At 35.8% G+C, this 16,746-nt stretch carries 16 protein-coding genes and 1 other annotated feature; all 16 genes read right to left on the bottom strand.

Features of this window, described 5'->3' with window-relative positions; translation table 11 throughout:
* Positions 1 to 185: 185 nt before the first annotated feature.
* Complete coding sequence (locus tag HZF24_RS17050) at positions 186 to 1,178, bottom strand: ABC transporter substrate-binding protein (RefSeq protein ID WP_179239577.1); 993 nt, start codon at positions 1,176 to 1,178, stop codon at positions 186 to 188.
* Positions 1,179 to 1,283: 105 nt separating this feature from the next.
* Positions 1,284 to 1,511, bottom strand: a binding site (T-box leader).
* A gap of 109 nt (positions 1,512 to 1,620) precedes the next feature.
* Positions 1,621 to 3,414, bottom strand: coding sequence for a phosphoenolpyruvate carboxykinase (GTP) (locus HZF24_RS17045; RefSeq protein ID WP_179239576.1), 1,794 nt, complete (start codon positions 3,412 to 3,414; stop codon positions 1,621 to 1,623).
* A gap of 255 nt (positions 3,415 to 3,669) precedes the next feature.
* Positions 3,670 to 4,086: an acetate and sugar kinases/Hsc70/actin family protein gene (locus HZF24_RS17040; protein ID WP_179239575.1), complete on the bottom strand. Its 417-nt coding sequence runs from the start codon at positions 4,084 to 4,086 to the stop codon at positions 3,670 to 3,672.
* A gap of 126 nt (positions 4,087 to 4,212) precedes the next feature.
* Positions 4,213 to 5,298 (bottom strand): butyrate kinase, encoded by a 1,086-nt coding sequence (gene buk, locus HZF24_RS17035; protein WP_179239574.1) that lies wholly within the window; start codon positions 5,296 to 5,298, stop codon positions 4,213 to 4,215.
* 22 nt (positions 5,299 to 5,320) lie between these two features.
* Positions 5,321 to 6,214 carry a bifunctional enoyl-CoA hydratase/phosphate acetyltransferase gene (locus tag HZF24_RS17030; RefSeq protein ID WP_179239573.1) on the bottom strand — a complete coding sequence of 298 codons (894 nt, stop codon included), beginning with the start codon at positions 6,212 to 6,214 and terminating at the stop codon, positions 5,321 to 5,323.
* Positions 6,215 to 6,414: 200 nt separating this feature from the next.
* The gene (locus HZF24_RS17025; protein WP_179239572.1) at positions 6,415 to 7,716 is read right to left on the bottom strand and encodes a TRAP transporter large permease; all 1,302 of its coding nucleotides are present in this window, start codon (positions 7,714 to 7,716) and stop codon (positions 6,415 to 6,417) included.
* Between the two features lie 16 nt (positions 7,717 to 7,732).
* Positions 7,733 to 8,221, bottom strand: a complete 489-nt coding sequence (locus tag HZF24_RS17020) for a TRAP transporter small permease (RefSeq protein WP_179239571.1) — start codon at positions 8,219 to 8,221, stop codon at positions 7,733 to 7,735.
* Positions 8,222 to 8,295: 74 nt separating this feature from the next.
* Positions 8,296 to 9,345, bottom strand: coding sequence for a TRAP transporter substrate-binding protein (locus tag HZF24_RS17015; RefSeq protein WP_179239570.1), 1,050 nt, complete (start codon positions 9,343 to 9,345; stop codon positions 8,296 to 8,298).
* A 13-nt stretch (positions 9,346 to 9,358) separates the two neighbouring features.
* Positions 9,359 to 10,288 carry a ketopantoate reductase family protein gene (locus HZF24_RS17010; RefSeq protein ID WP_179239569.1) on the bottom strand — a complete coding sequence of 310 codons (930 nt, stop codon included), beginning with the start codon at positions 10,286 to 10,288 and terminating at the stop codon, positions 9,359 to 9,361.
* Positions 10,289 to 10,323: 35 nt separating this feature from the next.
* Positions 10,324 to 11,229: a thiamine pyrophosphate-dependent enzyme gene (locus HZF24_RS17005; protein ID WP_179239568.1), complete on the bottom strand. Its 906-nt coding sequence runs from the start codon at positions 11,227 to 11,229 to the stop codon at positions 10,324 to 10,326.
* Positions 11,222 to 12,427: a pyruvate ferredoxin oxidoreductase gene (gene porA / locus HZF24_RS17000; RefSeq protein ID WP_218835328.1), complete on the bottom strand. Its 1,206-nt coding sequence runs from the start codon at positions 12,425 to 12,427 to the stop codon at positions 11,222 to 11,224. The genes HZF24_RS17005 and porA overlap by 8 nt, the downstream gene beginning before the upstream one ends.
* The gene (locus tag HZF24_RS16995) at positions 12,427 to 12,732 is read right to left on the bottom strand and encodes a 4Fe-4S binding protein (RefSeq protein ID WP_179239567.1); all 306 of its coding nucleotides are present in this window, start codon (positions 12,730 to 12,732) and stop codon (positions 12,427 to 12,429) included. The genes porA and HZF24_RS16995 overlap by 1 nt, the downstream gene beginning before the upstream one ends.
* On the bottom strand, positions 12,686 to 13,237 hold the full coding sequence (locus tag HZF24_RS16990; protein ID WP_179239566.1) for a 2-oxoacid:acceptor oxidoreductase family protein: 552 nt from the start codon (positions 13,235 to 13,237) through the stop codon (positions 12,686 to 12,688). The genes HZF24_RS16995 and HZF24_RS16990 overlap by 47 nt, the downstream gene beginning before the upstream one ends.
* A 234-nt stretch (positions 13,238 to 13,471) precedes the next feature.
* Positions 13,472 to 14,245 carry an IclR family transcriptional regulator gene (locus tag HZF24_RS16985; protein WP_179239565.1) on the bottom strand — a complete coding sequence of 258 codons (774 nt, stop codon included), beginning with the start codon at positions 14,243 to 14,245 and terminating at the stop codon, positions 13,472 to 13,474.
* 134 nt (positions 14,246 to 14,379) lie between these two features.
* On the bottom strand, positions 14,380 to 15,840 hold the full coding sequence (locus HZF24_RS16980) for a UbiD family decarboxylase (RefSeq protein ID WP_179239564.1): 1,461 nt from the start codon (positions 15,838 to 15,840) through the stop codon (positions 14,380 to 14,382).
* Between the two features lie 67 nt (positions 15,841 to 15,907).
* Entirely contained in the window at positions 15,908 to 16,735 is an 828-nt protein-coding gene (locus HZF24_RS16975) for a MerR family transcriptional regulator (RefSeq protein ID WP_179239563.1), read from the bottom strand.
* Between the last annotated feature and the right edge of the window lie 11 nt (positions 16,736 to 16,746).

Raw genomic sequence — 16,746 nt, 5'->3', positions numbered from 1 at the left:
TATGGCAAGGACTGCAAATATCAGTCCCTGCTCCATTGATGTCATTATTAATGAGTTCATGTTTTTCTTCCTTTCTAATCTTTGCTGTGCTCAGAATAACAAAATCGTAATTGTCATCCTGAGAGCTGCAGCTCGAAGGTTCTCCCTATCCATTGCTAATCCATTGCTAATCCATCGCCAATCTATTAATCTATAAATTCTGCTCCCTCGAATACCTTCAGGTCCCTTGTAAGTCCTAATGCTTCCATAGTCTTGACATTAACCTTCTTATCTAATTTATCCAATGTTCGTACAGGAATTTCTGATACATCTTTCTTATCGACCAATATCTGCTTAGCCATAATCGCTGTTTCTTTTCCTAATTCATGGTAGCTTATACCTCTTGCCAGCAATATTCCTCCCTGAACCTGAGAAGCATCTGCCGCAACCGTCAGCAATCCATTTTCCTGACAAAGAGTTGCTACAAGCGGAATTGATGCTGCAACCATGTTATCGGTAACTAAATATAAGCCTTCTACCTTTTTAGAAATAGTATCTATTGCCTGGGGTATATCATTTACGGATGTGATACCAACTGTCTCTATATTCAGTCCGATTTCCTCAGCTATTTCTTTCGATTTAATAACCTGTATTTCAGAATTTGATTCACCTATGCTGTAAATTATACCGATATTCTTAATATCTTCTTTTAACTCTTTAAACAATTCTAAATTCTCCTTTATAGGTGCGGCATTTGAAGTACCTGTGATATTCTCTTCCGTAACATTAAAGTCAGGCACTAACTGAGAAAACACAGGATCCGCTACTGCCGTAAAAAGCATAGGTATATCCGTTCCGCTGATTGCCTGCTTTGCTGCCTGTGCCGGCGGAGTGGCAATTGCAAATATTAAATCCACATCGTCTCTGACAAATTTCTGCGCAATCATGAGTGCATTGTTTGTGTCTCCCTGTGCATTCTGATCTAGAAACTCAACATTTACACCTTGTTCTTTAAGTCCGTCTATAAAGCCCTGCCTTGATGCGTCAAGAGCTGGATGCTCCATCATCTGTGAAATACCTATAACAAATTTTTCCGAATCCTTATCTGGTGTATTTGGTGTATCGGCTGCACCTTGTGCGCATCCGGATAAAATCATTGGTATCAACAATATTATTGCTGCTAATTTGTTTAATTTCATAATAAACTCCTTTGAATTTTAATAAATTTTTTTATCTATAAATTAACTTTGGCCAAAAGTTTATTTAGCAAAAAAATAAGAAATCCCAATAAACACAAATGTGTTTATTGGGACGAAAGTTTCCGCGGTACCACCCATATTATGATATATAAATATCATCGCTCATCAAGGTCTAACAACCTCTAACCCTGTAACGTAGGTTAACGTGTTTGCCTACTTTAATTTCAACAAACCTGCTCAGCAGTGTATATTATATTCCTCAGTCATTGGCTCTCAGCACCGCCAATTCTCTGTAAACCTCTGAAATACTTTTCTCTGCTTCGATGCATTAAATATTAATCTTAAATATTAATACACATCTTAATCTATAAATATAAACTTGTCAATACTTTTTTTTAATTTTTTTTATGTGTGACTGTATCACGTGTCATATGTCGCCTATCTATGCTATTGATTCTACTTTTATTTTAGAAAGATTCGACTTTAATTTATTTAATTCGTTATATAATTCAGCAGGGATTCTACTGCCTATTTTAGCATAAAATTCCTCTATATTTTTAACATCTTCCATCCATGAAGAACTGTCGATAGTCAATAAATCCTTTAATGTATCTTCAGTTATATCAAGTCCTTGTGTGTTAATATCTTCTAAACGAGGGATATATCCAATTACAGCCTCTTCAGCTCCCGATTTATTTTCGCATCTGTCAATTATCCATTCCAATACCCTGAAATTATCTCCGAACCCAGGCCATATAAATTCACCTGAGTCATTAGTTCTAAACCAGTTTACGTGGAATATCTCAGGCGGATTACTTGCTTTTCTGCCCATTTCAAGCCAGTGTCCGAAATAGTCTCCTGCATTGTATCCGATAAAAGGAAGCATAGCCATAGGATCTCTTCTTACTACGCCAACTTTTCCCGAAGCTGCAGCAGTTGTTTCAGAAGCAAGCGTAGAGCCAACGAATACTCCGTGCTGCCAGCTTCTTGATTGATATACTAACGGTGCTGTTCTTGCTCGTCTTCCTCCAAATATTATTGCTGATATGGGAACTCCCTCAGGTGATTCCCATTCCTTAGAAATACATGGACAATTTTTAGCAGGTGCTGTAAATCTTGAATTAGGATGAGCACCTTTTTCTTTTGATTTCTTTCCATTCCATGGATTGCCTTGCCAGTCAAGCGCATTTTCAGGCGGATTATTGTCCAATCTTTCCCACCATACCGTATCATCATCTAAATTGTAAGCAACATTCGTAAAAATAGCATTTTTCTTCGTTGCCATTAATGCATTGGGATTTGATTTATTATTAGTTCCCGGAGCAACTCCGAAGAATCCTGCCTCAGGGTTGATTGCCCACAATCTTCCGTCTTCTTTTATTCTCAGCCATGCAATATCATCACCTACGGTCCATACCTTATATCCCTTTTTCCTGTATAATTCCGGTGGTATAAGCATTGCCAGATTTGTCTTTCCACATGCAGACGGAAATGCTGCAGCTATATATTTAACTTCTCCCTTTGGATTTTCGATACCGAGTATAAGCATATGTTCTGCCATCCAGCCTTCTTTTAAACCTTGATATGAAGCAATCCTAAGTGCAAAGCATTTTTTCCCCAACAATACATTTCCGCCATACGCTGAGTTACACGACCAAATAGTATTATCCTCAGGAAAGTGGAATATGTATCTCTTATCTATATCTAAATTGCATTTCCCATGTAATCCTCTTACAAAATCATTTGAATCACCAAGGACATCCAATACTTTTTTGCCTATTCTCGTCATTATGTTCATACTCACTACCACATATATGGAATCGGTTATTTCAAAGCCGATTTTTGAAAATGGCGAGCCCATGGGTCCCATAGAATATGGGATAATGTACATTGTTCTTCCATACATTGAGCCGTCAAAAATTTCTCTTCCCAATTTATAAGCATCTTCCGGGTTCTTCCAATTGTTTGTAGGACCTGCGTCATCTTTATTACTTGTACATATATATGTTTTATCTTCCATTCTTGCCACATCATCTTTTTGGGAACGATGATAATAACATCCCGGATATTTTTCATGATTTAACTTAATTAACTCTCCTGTGCCGCAAGCTTCTTCGCGAAGCATATTCAGCTGCTCTTCACTGCCGTCAATCCACATTACCTTAGAAGGTTTTGTAAGTGCAATAATCTCATCCGTCCACTTTAAAACATTTAAGTTTGAAGTTAAATTTTGCATATGTCACCCCTGAATTATTTATGTTATATTATATCACGTATTTCAATATATGTGTTACAATATATATCGACCTTTTTTATTATATATCACCCTTATATTACTTTCAATATCGAAAATTTATTTCGTTTTTACAAATCTTTAACAATATTTAGCTTAATATAATAAAGTGTTATGCATAAAAACTTAACTTCATAAATCAATCTATAATTATAAATAATGTGTCATAATGATGCTTGTTGTATAACAAAATATAACTTAAACGCAATCTTCCGCCGGAACCGTTGAATGACGGTCAGAGCCTTTCTCTAAGTATTTTATTAATATGACTTTTCCATCTCTTCTCCTATAAGAAACAGGATGCACTCCTGTTCTTTCACTTTTAATATCATCAAGCATTTCCTCTGTTATTTTATAAATACCGCTCGATAAAGGTTTGCAGTTACCTCCCCGGGCGATAATACAATCAAAATTTTCTATATTTATACTCTTATGAGCTAAATAATTAAGAATAATATTCTTCCTGAAGTTTTTTTGATCCATCGTATGTTTAAATTGTTTTATTGTTTCAACTTCATGCAATATAGACTCTTTAATAATCGGAATTGTATTTTCAAAAATAGCAATTTTAGTCGATGTTGAGCCCAAATTTAATACAAGTATTCTTTTAGACAAGAGCTTCACCCTTTCTTAGTTTTTCATCTTATTTGATGTCAGTCGCTTATACTGTAGGTAAAATATAAGCAGCAATATTAGATAATTGCCGCTTATTTATATTAATATATATTTATTAGCTTGACGTTAAGCCGTTACTGTTGTTGATTCATTGAAATTTCTTATGGGTTCATCACCTTTAAGCCCTCCAAACGCACCTCTAGCCAATGATTCCATTTCATTTTCACCCGGATATACCACAACAGGGGCAATGAATTCACATCTGTCTTTAATTTTCTGTACTATACTGCTTGAATATGCTATGCCGCCTGTTACTAATATTGCATCTACTTTACCATATAATACAGTTGCACATGAACCAATGTTTTTGCATACCTGGTAAACCATTCCGTCTAAATACAAAGCAGCTTTTTCGTCGTGCTTTGCATTGCTTTCAATTGTTTTAACATCACTTTCTCCAAGGTATGCCATTAATCCGCCATTTCCGTTAATCATCTTTTTGACTTGTTCATATGAATATTCACCGGAAAAACACAATTTAACTAAATCCCCTACCGGCAGAGCTCCCGTACGATTTGTTGAATAAGCTCCATCGCCTTCTAGTCCATTATCTCCATCAATCATTCTTCCTTTACCATGTGGAGCAACGGATACTCCCCCGCCTAAGTGAACAACAATTAAGTTTAATTCATCATATTTCAATCCGTTTTCTCTTGCATATCTTTTTGCCGTAGCTTTATGACTCAAAGCATGAAAGCTGCTTCTTCTTTCAATGAGAGGATGTCCTGACAATCTTGCCAACGGTTCAAACTCATCGGTTATGGGTGGATCAACCACGAGTGGTATAGCCTTTATCCTTTCGCACATTCCATATGCGATTTTACTCCCTAAATCGCAAGGATGCTGTCCATACAATCCGCTTGCCTGCTGTTCAAGCATTTCTTCGCATACTCTGTAAACCCCGCCTTCCAACGGTTTTGTATGTCCACCCCTGCTTACTATAACATCTAATTCACTTATATCAACATTATTTTCAGACATGAATTTTTTAATATAATTTTCACGATATTTATTTTGTTCCATAAAATGATTAAATTGCTTAATTTCTTCAGCAGGATGTTCTATATTTGTTTTTATTATGCATGCTTCATCTTCATAATAAGCAATTTTAGTGGATGTCGAACCCAAATTTAAAACTAATATCTTGTACATAAGTCACCTCTTTTTATAATAATTACGAAGTATATGCTGCCAATGCAATAGAAAGAAGCTTTCCTTCCAAGGATTCGGTCCTTGATGTAAATACTACGGGAATTGCCGCACCAACCGTAGCAGCTATAACAGTTTTCTTAGCTATGTAGGTTATTGATTTAGTTAAGGTGTTACCTACGGTTAAATTGGGAACAACTATTATATCCGAATTGCCCGCAACGGGACCGACTATACCTTTTTGTTTAGCTGCCTCTGAGGAAACAGCGTTGTCAAATGCAAACGGTCCGTCTACTATACAACCTTTGATTTGTCCCCTGTCAGCCATTTTGCTTAATACTGCCGCATCTATGGTATCCTGCATATCAGGATTTACAACTTCAAGAGATGCCAATACGGCAACCTTAGGCATTTCATTTCCAAGCTTGTGAGCCAAATCAACAGCATTTTCGAGAACCTCTTTTTTACCTAGCAAATCAGGATTAACTGTTATGGCACAATCTGTAATAAACAGCAATCCATCTTTATTTTCTTTTTCTAAAACTGAAATTTGAGTAATATGTCTGCCTGTATTTAAGCCTTTTTCCTTATTTAATATAGCTTTTAAAAAGACGGAAGAGTGAAGCATTCCTTTCATTAAAGAACCGGCTTTACCTTGCACTATCAGATCTACCGCCAAATCAGCAGCTTTTTTATGATCCTTTTCGTCCGCTAGTTCCGATTTTATATTTAATGAATTTTCTTCTATGATTTTTTTCATTTTATTCATATCGCCTATTAATATAAATTCTGCTAAATTTAACTCTTCAGCTTTTGAAATAACTTCTAATACTTCTAAATCGTCTGCAGCAACTACTGCAACTTTCTTTGATTCCTTTTGTTTTGCCAATTTCAATAAATGTTCAAAATTTTTAATCAATCAAATACCTCCTTACACAATTAAATATATACTATTTCAATATTTTTGTTAAAATAGCAGGGAACAATTAATTCTCTACTATCCATTCAATACTGTCTTCGCCCATTATTCAACGGTTTCAGTGGAAGATTAAACTCCCACTGAAAAAATTAAGCACAACCGCTGACTATAAGAGGTGGAGACATCTTAATTAAGTTATATTACACCAAGAATAAAATCGCTTGTGGCACATAAGTTATAATCATCAATGCTATTATCATAGCTAACAAGAACCACCATACCTTGCTCGCGACGGCTTGTACACTTAACTTGGCGACATTGGCCGTTGTAAATAAGCACACTCCAAACGGTGGTGTAGTTAATCCTATCGCCGTATTAACAGTCATAATAATTCCAAAATGAACTAAATCAATGTTTAAGAATTGCATTATCGGAAGTAATAATGGTGTTGCAATAAGGATAATTGAACCTGTTTCCATAAAGCAACCCGCTATTAATAATATAAAGTTAATAATTAATAACAATACAAATTTGCTGTCAGACAAAGCAAGCATAGATTCCATTATAATTTGCGGAATTCTTTCATAAGCCATTACCCATGAGAATAATGTGGCATTAGCTATAATAAACATTATCCTTGCTGAGCCCAACGCCGAATTCATGAATATTTCAGGTAAATTTTTAAAATTTAATTCTTTAAAAACAAACAAACCAACTAAAAGTGCATAAACAACTGCTACAACGGCTGATTCCGTAGGAGTGAACAGTCCGCCGAAAACTCCCCCAACTATTATAAACGGAGTACCCAAAGCCCATAAAACTTCTATTATATCCTTTGAAGAATATTTATTGTCTGCCGCTACTGCTGCTTCAGATTTAGCATGAGTATTTTCCAATCTGTCGGCTCCCTTGTATCCGTTTTTCTTGCTTATCAGATAAGCCGTTAGCATAAGAGCGCCGCCTACAATAAAGCCGGCAGGAAAACCCGCTTTATATAAATCCGATATTGAGGTGCCGGTTAAAACACCGTATTGAACGAATGATATGCTTGGCGGGATAATAACACCTATCGGTGCCGCACTTGCTATAACCGCAGCTGAAAAAGATTTATCATATTTTGCAGCTACCATTCCCGGAATCATAATTCCGCCTATTGCCGCTGCTGTTGCAACCCCGCTTCCGGAAATTGCCGCAAAAAACATACTAACTATAATTGCAACAATAGCAAGCCCGCCTGTTATGTTACCAACAGCTCTGTTGGCCAATCTTACAAGACGGTAGCCTATTCCTCCCTTACCCATTAAATCACCGGCCAATATAAAGAAAGGAATTGCAAGCAATGCAGTAACATCAACACCCGCAAATAACCTTTGAACAACTATTTGCACCTTGATACCTTCTGCTAATATATATATAATTGAAGACAGCCCCACAGTAATTGCAATAGGTACACCTACAATTAGCAACCCGCCTGTCAAAGCAAAAAACATACCTGTAGACATTTACATACCTCCTTAATTACTCATGAGCTTCTTCAGCAGCTATATTTTTTTGTAAAAATATAGTTACCAAATGAATCAACATTATTATCATCGCTATCGGAATAACACTATAAACCAATCCCATGGAAACTCCCATGTTTGGTGATTTTTGAAACTTTGCAAATTCTAAAGCGCCAAAACCAATCCAGCTTAACAAAACTCCATAAACAACAGCAAAAATCATTTGTATAATGGAGAGTATTTTTTTCGGAATACCTCTTAACATTTCATCAAGAGCTGTCACCGAAATTTGGCTGCCATCTTTTGTAGCACAGGTTGCACCTAAAAAAATTATCCATACGCACATATATCTGACTAATTCTTCACTCCAGGATAAGCCGGTTCCCATTACATATCTTGCTATTATCTGACTGAATAAAACTACTGTCATTATCATCAATAAAACTGAAATTATTTTTTTTATAACACTATCCAAAAGATTGCTGACAGAAAGAATGATTTTCATAGTTCCTCCTTGTTACCGTTTATTTGTTAAGCTAAGATATTAAATATCTTAGCTTAACTTAGATGTAATGTTTGCTATTTTAATTCTTCTATAGCTTTAAAGTATTTATCAGTATTTGATTTTGCAAACTTTTCATAAACTGAATTAACCATCTCTCTCATAGGAGCTCTGTCTATTTCATATATGTTCATTCCTGCTGCTTTTAATCTTCCTAAGAAATCTTCTTCCGCTTTCTCTTGTTCTTTAGAAATCTGTATAGTTATTTCTTTTGCAGTTTCCTTAAATAATTTTTGATCTTCAGCACTTAATGTATCCCAGAACATTTTTGACGCATGTGCCGTAGTGAATGCAAAGATGTGTTCCGTTAAAGAAACATTATCCTGTACTTCATAAACACGTTCGTTATTGATTGTAGCTATTGAGTTTTCATGTCCGTCTATAGTACCCTGTTGTAAAGCAGTAAATACTTCACCCCATGACATCGCCTGAGGAGCAGCTCCCAAAGCTGTGAATGTATCAACAAATATAGAGCTTTCTATAACTCTTATTTTCATGCCTTTCAGTCCTTCAACCGATTCAATGGCCTTGCCGGAGTTAGTTACACTTCTCGGTCCCCTTGCAATAAGTCCGAACGTTATGATTCCCGCACTTTCGGTTTCTTTATACAATTCTTCCGCTGCATCTGATTCTAAAAATCTGTATACGTGTTCCCAGTTGTCAAATAAGAAAGGTAAATCCAATGTTTGGAATGCAGGTACGAAATTACCCATTGGAGAAGATGTAATTACTGCTAAATCCACTGTTCCATATTGTAATCCCTCTGCTAATTCCCTGTCTTTTCCTAATACGCCTGCAGGATAAAGCTCAACTTCAAATCTTCCGTTTGTTTTTGATTCTATAGCCTCTTTATATCTTAATGCGAACATATGATATGCATCATCCGGTAATTCCGGTGACATATGAGCAAGCTTTATTACGGTTGCTTTGCCGCTGCTTGGTTGATTATTCGATGCCTGGTTATTGTTATTTGCAGGTTGAGAAGCATTTCCTCCACCGCCGCATGCTGTTCCTAAAACCATTAATATTACAAGAATTATTGATAATGTTGCAGTTTTAAATTTCATAATATCCTCCGAATTATTTAATTAAATTTTCATAATTTTTTTGAATCATGCTTACAAGTTTGTAAAGAACGTTCGTTACCGGTACACTAATACCTAACTTTTCTGCCTCTCTTACAACAGCACCATTTATAAAATCAATTTCTGTTGTCCTGTTTCCAAGAACATCCTGCATCATTGAAGGCATATGCTCAGCATGCTCGACAAAATCCAATTCAATAAGCTTTATAACGTTTTCCGCATTTGCATGAATATTTCTTGCATTTGCAACCGAAACTACTTCCCTAGCTATCGAACGGGCAAGCTCCTTACCCTCATCTGTTTTTCCCACATCACCAAGTTTTAACCTTGAAGCTGCCGTCAATGCATTACAAGCTGCATTAAAAGCAACCTTTTCCCAAATTGAAACAAATACATCCTCTGTTATGATACAATTGAAGCCTGCATCACTTAACATCATTTCGACCTGTTTTAATTTTTCTGTAACTTCTCCGTTACAGCTCATAATTTTTGTAGTTCCTTTTCCTAATGACCTTACATTTCCCGGTTTAAGCAAATCGCTCGGAAAATTTGTCGTTCCGATAATTATTCTGTCTGTCGGCACAAATTCCTTAATTACCTCATCGTTTCCTAAACCATTTTGCAATGATAGGACCATTGTTTCAGGTCCTATTATTGCTTTTAAAGATGACAAAGCTGACTTAGAGTGAATTGTTTTAGTAAATAAAATTATCAAATCCGGTTGTTCAGTTACTTCTTGTGCAAATTTAGCTTTAATTTTTATATTCCTTTTTCCTTCGGCTGTTTCTAATGCTAATCCGTTTTTATTAATTTCATCCACCTGTGGCTTTGATACGTCAACTAAGATTACATCATTACCTCTCTCTTTTAAGAGACCTCCATACAAGCATCCCATAGCCCCTGCACCTAAAATTAAAGTTTTCAATGTTCACTCTCCTCCCTTGCAGAAAACTTCCAACATTAAGCAGTCGCATGCTCCTCAGTTTCAATGTTCATATTTTCAAGCTTCTTAATATATCTGTGATAATATTTCTCTGTATAATCCTGAAGTTCAGCTTTTTGTTCTTCCGTCAAATGTTTAAATCTTCCTTGTATTTCTATGTAATCAGTAATAGGTTTTAAATCTTTAAGCTTGCTGTTTATGGTTACGCGACCGTCTTCATATTCAAAGAGAATCCAGCTTCCTGTTTGAACTGCTAATCTAGCTAATTCCACCGATTTGCCGGGATCGTATCTCCAACCCGTAGGGCATGGGGTTTGAATGTGAATCAATGATGGTCCGTCTGTTTCCATGGCTTTTTTAAGCTTTTTCTTAAAATCATTTAAATTATGTATGGAAGCTGTCGCTGCATAGGGAATATCATGTGCTATAGCAATTTCCATTAAATTTTTTCTGCTTGTAGGTTTTCCCGAGGGTGTAGTTGTAGTGCTCGCAAAGAAAGGGGTAGAACTGCTTCCTTGTATCCCTGTATTCATATAAGCTTCATTGTCATAGCATATATACATTATTCTGTCTCTTCTCTCCAAAACACCTGATAATGCTTGTAAGCCAATGTCAACAGTTCCTCCATCGCCAGCAAATGCCAATACTGTAGTGTGATAATTTCCCTGAGCATTTAAAGCGGCTCTCACACCTGCCGCACATGCTGCCGTATTCTCCAGATTACCCTGAAACCCTGCTATTTTCAACCCTGATTCATTTCCATATCCGGAAAATAATGCCGAACATCCCGGTGGTATCAATATTACTGTATCTTCACCCAGTACTGACATTACATTTCTCATTATCAACTCCAAACCGCAGCCGGCACATGCGCTAACTCCATGAGATACTAACCCCTTAGATTTGTGCTGTATATCAAACATTTTTAGTCACCTGCCTTAATTCCATTGGATTTTCTTTAAGGTCAATCCATTCTGTATGTACTGTTCTTTTTCCTTCTTTAATCTCTAAAAGTTCATTATATATCTTTTCAATATTATCAATCGTTACGTCTCTCCCGCCAAGACCTCCGACATAATTCCTGATATCACAATTTTCATTCATCATCAGTGCAGAAGTTTCGCTCCAGACAGGACCGCCTTGTCCGCCCAATCCGGCACTTCTGTCAAAAACTCCGATTACCTTTTTACCTTTCAGAACTTCTTTTAACTGTTTAACCGGGAACGGTCTGAATACTGTTACTTTCGCTAATCCGACTTTTTTACCCTCTTGTCTCATTTTATCCACTACATATTTTGCAGTTCCGCACATTGAGCCCAGTGCAACTAATACAACATCAGCATCCTCAGTTTTATATCCTTCTACAATATGCAGCTTCCTTCCGAATCTTATTTCGAATTCGTTTTCTATTTCTTCTATAACATCAATAGAATTATCCATTGCATATTTTTGCTGGTATCTCATTTCGGTAAATTCATCAGAGCCGGTTAAATCACAGCAAAACATTGGGTCATCAGGATCTATATATGTATTTTTTCTTATATATGGTCCGATAAAATCATCAACTAACCTTTGTTCAGGAACTTGTGTCTTTTGCATTGAATGTGATAAGAAGAAACCATCTAAGCAAACCATTGCCGGCGTTAATACTCTTTCATCTTCAGCAACCCTATATGCAAGTAATGTAAGGTCCAATACTTCCTGAACATTCTGGCAATAAAATTGCAGCCATCCCATATCTCTTTGCGCCATAGCATCTCCGTGCTCACACCATAACGTCCAAGGAGCAGCCACACCCCTGTTAACAACTGGCATTACAATCGGCACTCTGTTTCCAGAAGTCATACTTAAAATTTCATGCATTAAAGCCAATCCGTTAGAAGCAGTTGCCGTTGCCGCTCTCACTCCTGTTAAACCTGCCGTCGTTGCAACAGACAACGCAGTGTGTTCAGATTCAACACGTACATATTCAGCTTTTAATTCTCCTGCAGCCACCAAATCCGACAATTTTTCCGAAATAGAGCTTTGCGGAGTTATGGGATATGCGGAAATCACTTGAACTCTGGCAAGCTTCATGGCCTCTACTGCTGCTTCATTTCCGTCAAGCATTTTAAAAACCATTATTCTTCACCTCTTTCCGGTATCATTTTCATACATTTAGAAGGACATTCATTAACACAAATGCCACAGCCTTTACAATAATCATAATTTATTACCACACATTCTGCTCTGTCTTTATAAACATCTATAACGTTTGTAGGACAAAATCTTTCGCACGTTCCGCATTTTATGCATTTTTCGTAATCTATAACAGGTCTTTCCAGCCTCCAGCTTCCCGTGGTTGAACTTGCAAAGATTGTGGCAACAGGTCCAAGAACTCTACATTTTTTTAACTCTTTCGAATGCTTCTCTTGCTGCTTTTGCATTTTTTTCACCCGCCTTTTCTCCAAATGATTCTATAATTGCTTTTTCAATTGATTCTATGGTTAAAAGGCCTGTCCCTGCTATAGCTCCTAACATAGATCCGTTTGGTATACCTCTGCCTATATTATTTAAGGCGATTTGTGTACCATCTACGTAATAAATTTCTTTAAAGTTATACTTTTTGTATGTATTAACCACATTTACATCTTCAGTATTCAAAACTAAAATACTATTCTCATGTATACCTTGGGAAATATCTATATCTTTGTCAATAATAGTGCTATCCATTACTAATACAATATCCGGATGATAAACAAAAGAGTTTATAAGCACAGGCTTTTCATCTACAATGATACTCGTATTTACAGGTGCACCACGTCTTTCATGACCATAGGCAGGTACAGTAATTGCATATTTATCTTCATACAATGATATTGCTTCAGAAAATATTTTTCCTGCTGTTACAACACCTTGTCCTCCTAACCCATAAAATTTAATACTAATCATATTTGCTTTGTCCCTTCTTTCCCATTTTTTATAAAATGCAAATCAAAAAATTTAAGTTAATAATATAAAAACGTTTTTATAATTAATATTATAAATATGGTGAATACAATTGTCAAGAATTTTTTTCGATATAGTATACATCGTTTCTCTTAGAGAAACAATGCGCGCAATTTAACATAATGAGCATAAAAAAATGCAGTTAATAATTACTGCATTTTTCTATATTATTAATATCTAATTTTCCTTATACCCTAAAGAGGCTGATACTTCATATGCTGTTTCCTTTATTGATTTTATAAGTTCTTCCTTATTGTTATTCATCCTCATATAGGTTCCCGATATACTGATTGCAGCTATAGTTTGTCCGGTCAAATCCTTTATCGGTGCGGCAAAGCAAACTAATCCATATTCACTTTCCTCGTCATCCTCACTGTATCCCTGCTGTTCAACCAGCTTCAACATTTCTATAAGTTTTTCGTGATTTGTAATTGTATGCTCTGTGAATTGATTATAATCGTAATTTTTTAATCTCTCTTCCAATTCTTCACTCAGCTTGCTGGCTACTAAAACCTTGCCCATGGCTGTTGCATAAAATGGTAATTTATATCCGACTCTTGATGCCATTTGTATTGTGTTATTGCTGGCTTCCTTAACCATGAAAATGACATTCAGGTCGCTGTCCAATATTCCCAAATGAGTTGTTTCATTATGTTTATCTCTAAGTTTTTGTAAAAAAGGTCTTATCAAAGTAAAAATATTTTGTTTTTCTAAAACAATAGCACCAAAATGAGCAAATTTAATACCCAGCTTATACTTCGAGTCAGATGTTTTATGAACAAAACCTTTTTTTTCAAGCGTATACAACATTCTGAATACGCTCGCTTTTCCGAAATTTGTAGCTTTACTGATTTCAGATACACCAAGTTCGTCATGTAAGCTGAGTAAATCTAAAATTTCCAAAGTATTGTTAACAGAACTCATTAAATATTTATCATCATCGTTAATCATTTCATCCTCTAAATAATACTTATTTTCTGCCAATTGTATTTAATATCCGTACAAAATTCATGGATTCCGAAATATTATAACACATAAAAATAGAATTTAACAAGTTATTTATTAATCATTAACGAAAATTAAAATTACATAAATCTTTCTATATCAACATCCATAAATTTAGATCTTTCAAATTTTTCTTTTAAATTAAAGGGTACAGTACAATCGAAAATTGTTTTGCAGGACATTCCTTTATCTTTTAATAAAGCATTGTATTCCGGGCTTTGAGACGGATCTAAGGGGTGACACCTGACACCCGGTATAAATATTGTATCTACATCACCTTGATATCTTGTATTCATTGACCATAAAACATCATTGGTGTCAAAAGGATCTACATCTTCACTTACTATTATGATATGCTTTAATTCGGGGAATGCCGAAAATGCCAATAGTGCAGCCTGTCTTTGCCTGCCTTCGTCCGATTGCTTAAGCTTTTTAAACTGCAATACAGCCATATATTTTCCGCCTCCCGAGGAATGCGCGTATACATTTAACAGTCTTCCCGGCATTGCCTTTTCTATCATTTGGATTACGCTTGCTTCTGTAGGTATGCCTGCTAAATTCACATGCTCTTCACTCGGTCCTATAATAGTCTGCATAATAGGATTTCTCCTGTGAGTAACCGCCTTAACTTTAATAACCGGTGTTTTTTCGATTGCTTCACCGGTATATCCCGGAAATTCCGGCATCGCCTTCCCTGTATTTGTATTTTGATCTTCTCTTACATATCTTCCCGGAATCAGTTCTCCTTCTATTACATATTCTGCATTTGCAATTGCTTTTTCATTTATTGTTAAGCAATTTACCAATTCTACAGGTTTATTTCGTATTGCCCCTGCTATACTGAGTTCATTAAACCCTAACGGAGTAGTAGGCGGCTCAAAACAAGCAGCAATTTCAACAGCAGGATCCACACCTATACTGATTGAAATCGGCAGCGGTTTTCCCTCTTTTTCTGCTTTTTCGCGAAATACATCCAAATGTCTGGCTCCCGGAACAAAATACATAGAAATTTCATCCTCGCTTTGTAAGCATAATCTATGTATTGTAACATCGGATTCTCCTGTTTCTATGTCAGATGCATAGCACATGCCCATAGTTATATACGGTCCTGCATCTTCCTCCGTATTTGTCGGTGCAGGAACTAATTTTCTTATATCAAATCCCGGTTCATCCGCATAATGAACCACTTCCTGACACTTTGCAAATTCATTGGAAATAACGATTGGATCAATAGGATTTTTAACTGATTCGTTCAACAGAAAACCTAGTTTTTCCGGCTTTGTATCAAGCATAATCCCTACTCTTTCTCTGTTTGCCAATAGTCCGATTATAACTCTTGCATCTTCATGTCCTTTAACATTGTTAAATATCATGGCAGGACCTATTTTCGTAGGACGCATGACTGTTCCTCCCGCACCTATATGACGGTATACACCGGATAGTTCTGCCATAGGATTTACCGACTCATTTGTCTCAATTAATTGGCCCGGAATAGTTTTTAACAACTCTATTGCAGACCTTAAATCTGTTACTTTATTCATAACTGCCTCCTGAAAATCATTTAACATTATATTAATGTGTATAGCAGCTATACTGTCAATATTAAAATTAATATTTCTCTACAGGTATTTGTAATTGACAAAAATCAACGTCGGTGCTGTTTTTGTAAAATGTACTGTCCAGTATGCATTCATCTATTATATCACCGGCAATAGTGTATTCATTCTCTTCTATCCACTTAATAAGAGAACATAAATATTCTTTTTGATATGGCATTCCATATTTGTACATGCATGCATACTTACCTGCAGGCAGCGTAACGGCATTTTCTAATTCTGAATCATCATTGATGTTTAAAATTATATAAACACCGGCTCCTTCAAATATATTGCTTTTTTCAAGACTGTTTTTCGGAATAATTGTACCAAACCTGTTGGATGGCTGAATTTTATTGATTTCAAGCATACTCCATGCCTTCATCATTGTAATATGAAGCTCTTCCTTACATAATTCGTTCTCATAAGGAAGGAATACCACTCTTCTCTCAGGAAAATACTCTATTGTGGGTAAGTATAATTCTTGATTTTTATCTTCAACTTTTTCATAAGCTTTAATTCGATTTTCTATTGAATCATGTATTGTCAGCATTTTTTGTATTTCTCTGCCTAAAAAATCTTTATGATATCTCAGTAACGAAATTGATGAATCGAGGTTTCTGTTTTCTATGTGTTTTTTTATATATTTCAGCTTTATGCCTACGGATTTAAGATAACAAATTTCTCTTAAAAAAGGAATTTGGTTGAAGCTGTAATAACGATATCCATTTTCGTCAACAACTATTGGTTTAAACAGACCGATTTTATCATAGTGAATAAGAGTCTGCCTGGAGATGCTGTGAATTTTAGCCATTTCACCAACCGATAATAAACCCTTCAATAATATTACCT

Source organism: Sedimentibacter hydroxybenzoicus DSM 7310, assembly GCF_013403245.1.
Lineage (GTDB): Bacteria > Bacillota > Clostridia > Tissierellales > Sedimentibacteraceae > Sedimentibacter > Sedimentibacter hydroxybenzoicus.
Note: the sequence above shows the minus strand (reverse complement) of the source record. Positions and strands in the feature narration are given on the sequence as shown.

Bases quoted from the DNA above. Each gene is read 5' to 3' on its own strand.
- buk (WP_179239574.1), bottom strand. From the start codon at position 5,298: ATGTACAAGATATTAGTTTTAAATTTGGGTTCGACATCCACTAAAATT.
- HZF24_RS16995 (WP_179239567.1), bottom strand. From the start codon at position 12,732: ATGCAAAAGCAGCAAGAGAAGCATTCGAAAGAGTTAAAAAAATGTAGA.
- HZF24_RS17050 (WP_179239577.1), bottom strand. From the start codon at position 1,178: ATGAAATTAAACAAATTAGCAGCAATAATATTGTTGATACCAATGATT.
- porA (WP_218835328.1), bottom strand. From the start codon at position 12,427: ATGGTTTTTAAAATGCTTGACGGAAATGAAGCAGCAGTAGAGGCCATG.
- HZF24_RS17005 (WP_179239568.1), bottom strand. From the start codon at position 11,229: ATGTTTGATATACAGCACAAATCTAAGGGGTTAGTATCTCATGGAGTT.
- HZF24_RS17025 (WP_179239572.1), bottom strand. From the start codon at position 7,716: ATGTCTACAGGTATGTTTTTTGCTTTGACAGGCGGGTTGCTAATTGTA.
- HZF24_RS17045 (WP_179239576.1), bottom strand. From the start codon at position 3,414: ATGCAAAATTTAACTTCAAACTTAAATGTTTTAAAGTGGACGGATGAG.
- HZF24_RS16980 (WP_179239564.1), bottom strand. From the start codon at position 15,840: ATGAATAAAGTAACAGATTTAAGGTCTGCAATAGAGTTGTTAAAAACT.
- HZF24_RS17015 (WP_179239570.1), bottom strand. From the start codon at position 9,345: ATGAAATTTAAAACTGCAACATTATCAATAATTCTTGTAATATTAATG.
- HZF24_RS16985 (WP_179239565.1), bottom strand. From the start codon at position 14,245: ATGATTAACGATGATGATAAATATTTAATGAGTTCTGTTAACAATACT.
- HZF24_RS16990 (WP_179239566.1), bottom strand. From the start codon at position 13,237: ATGATTAGTATTAAATTTTATGGGTTAGGAGGACAAGGTGTTGTAACA.
- HZF24_RS17020 (WP_179239571.1), bottom strand. From the start codon at position 8,221: ATGAAAATCATTCTTTCTGTCAGCAATCTTTTGGATAGTGTTATAAAA.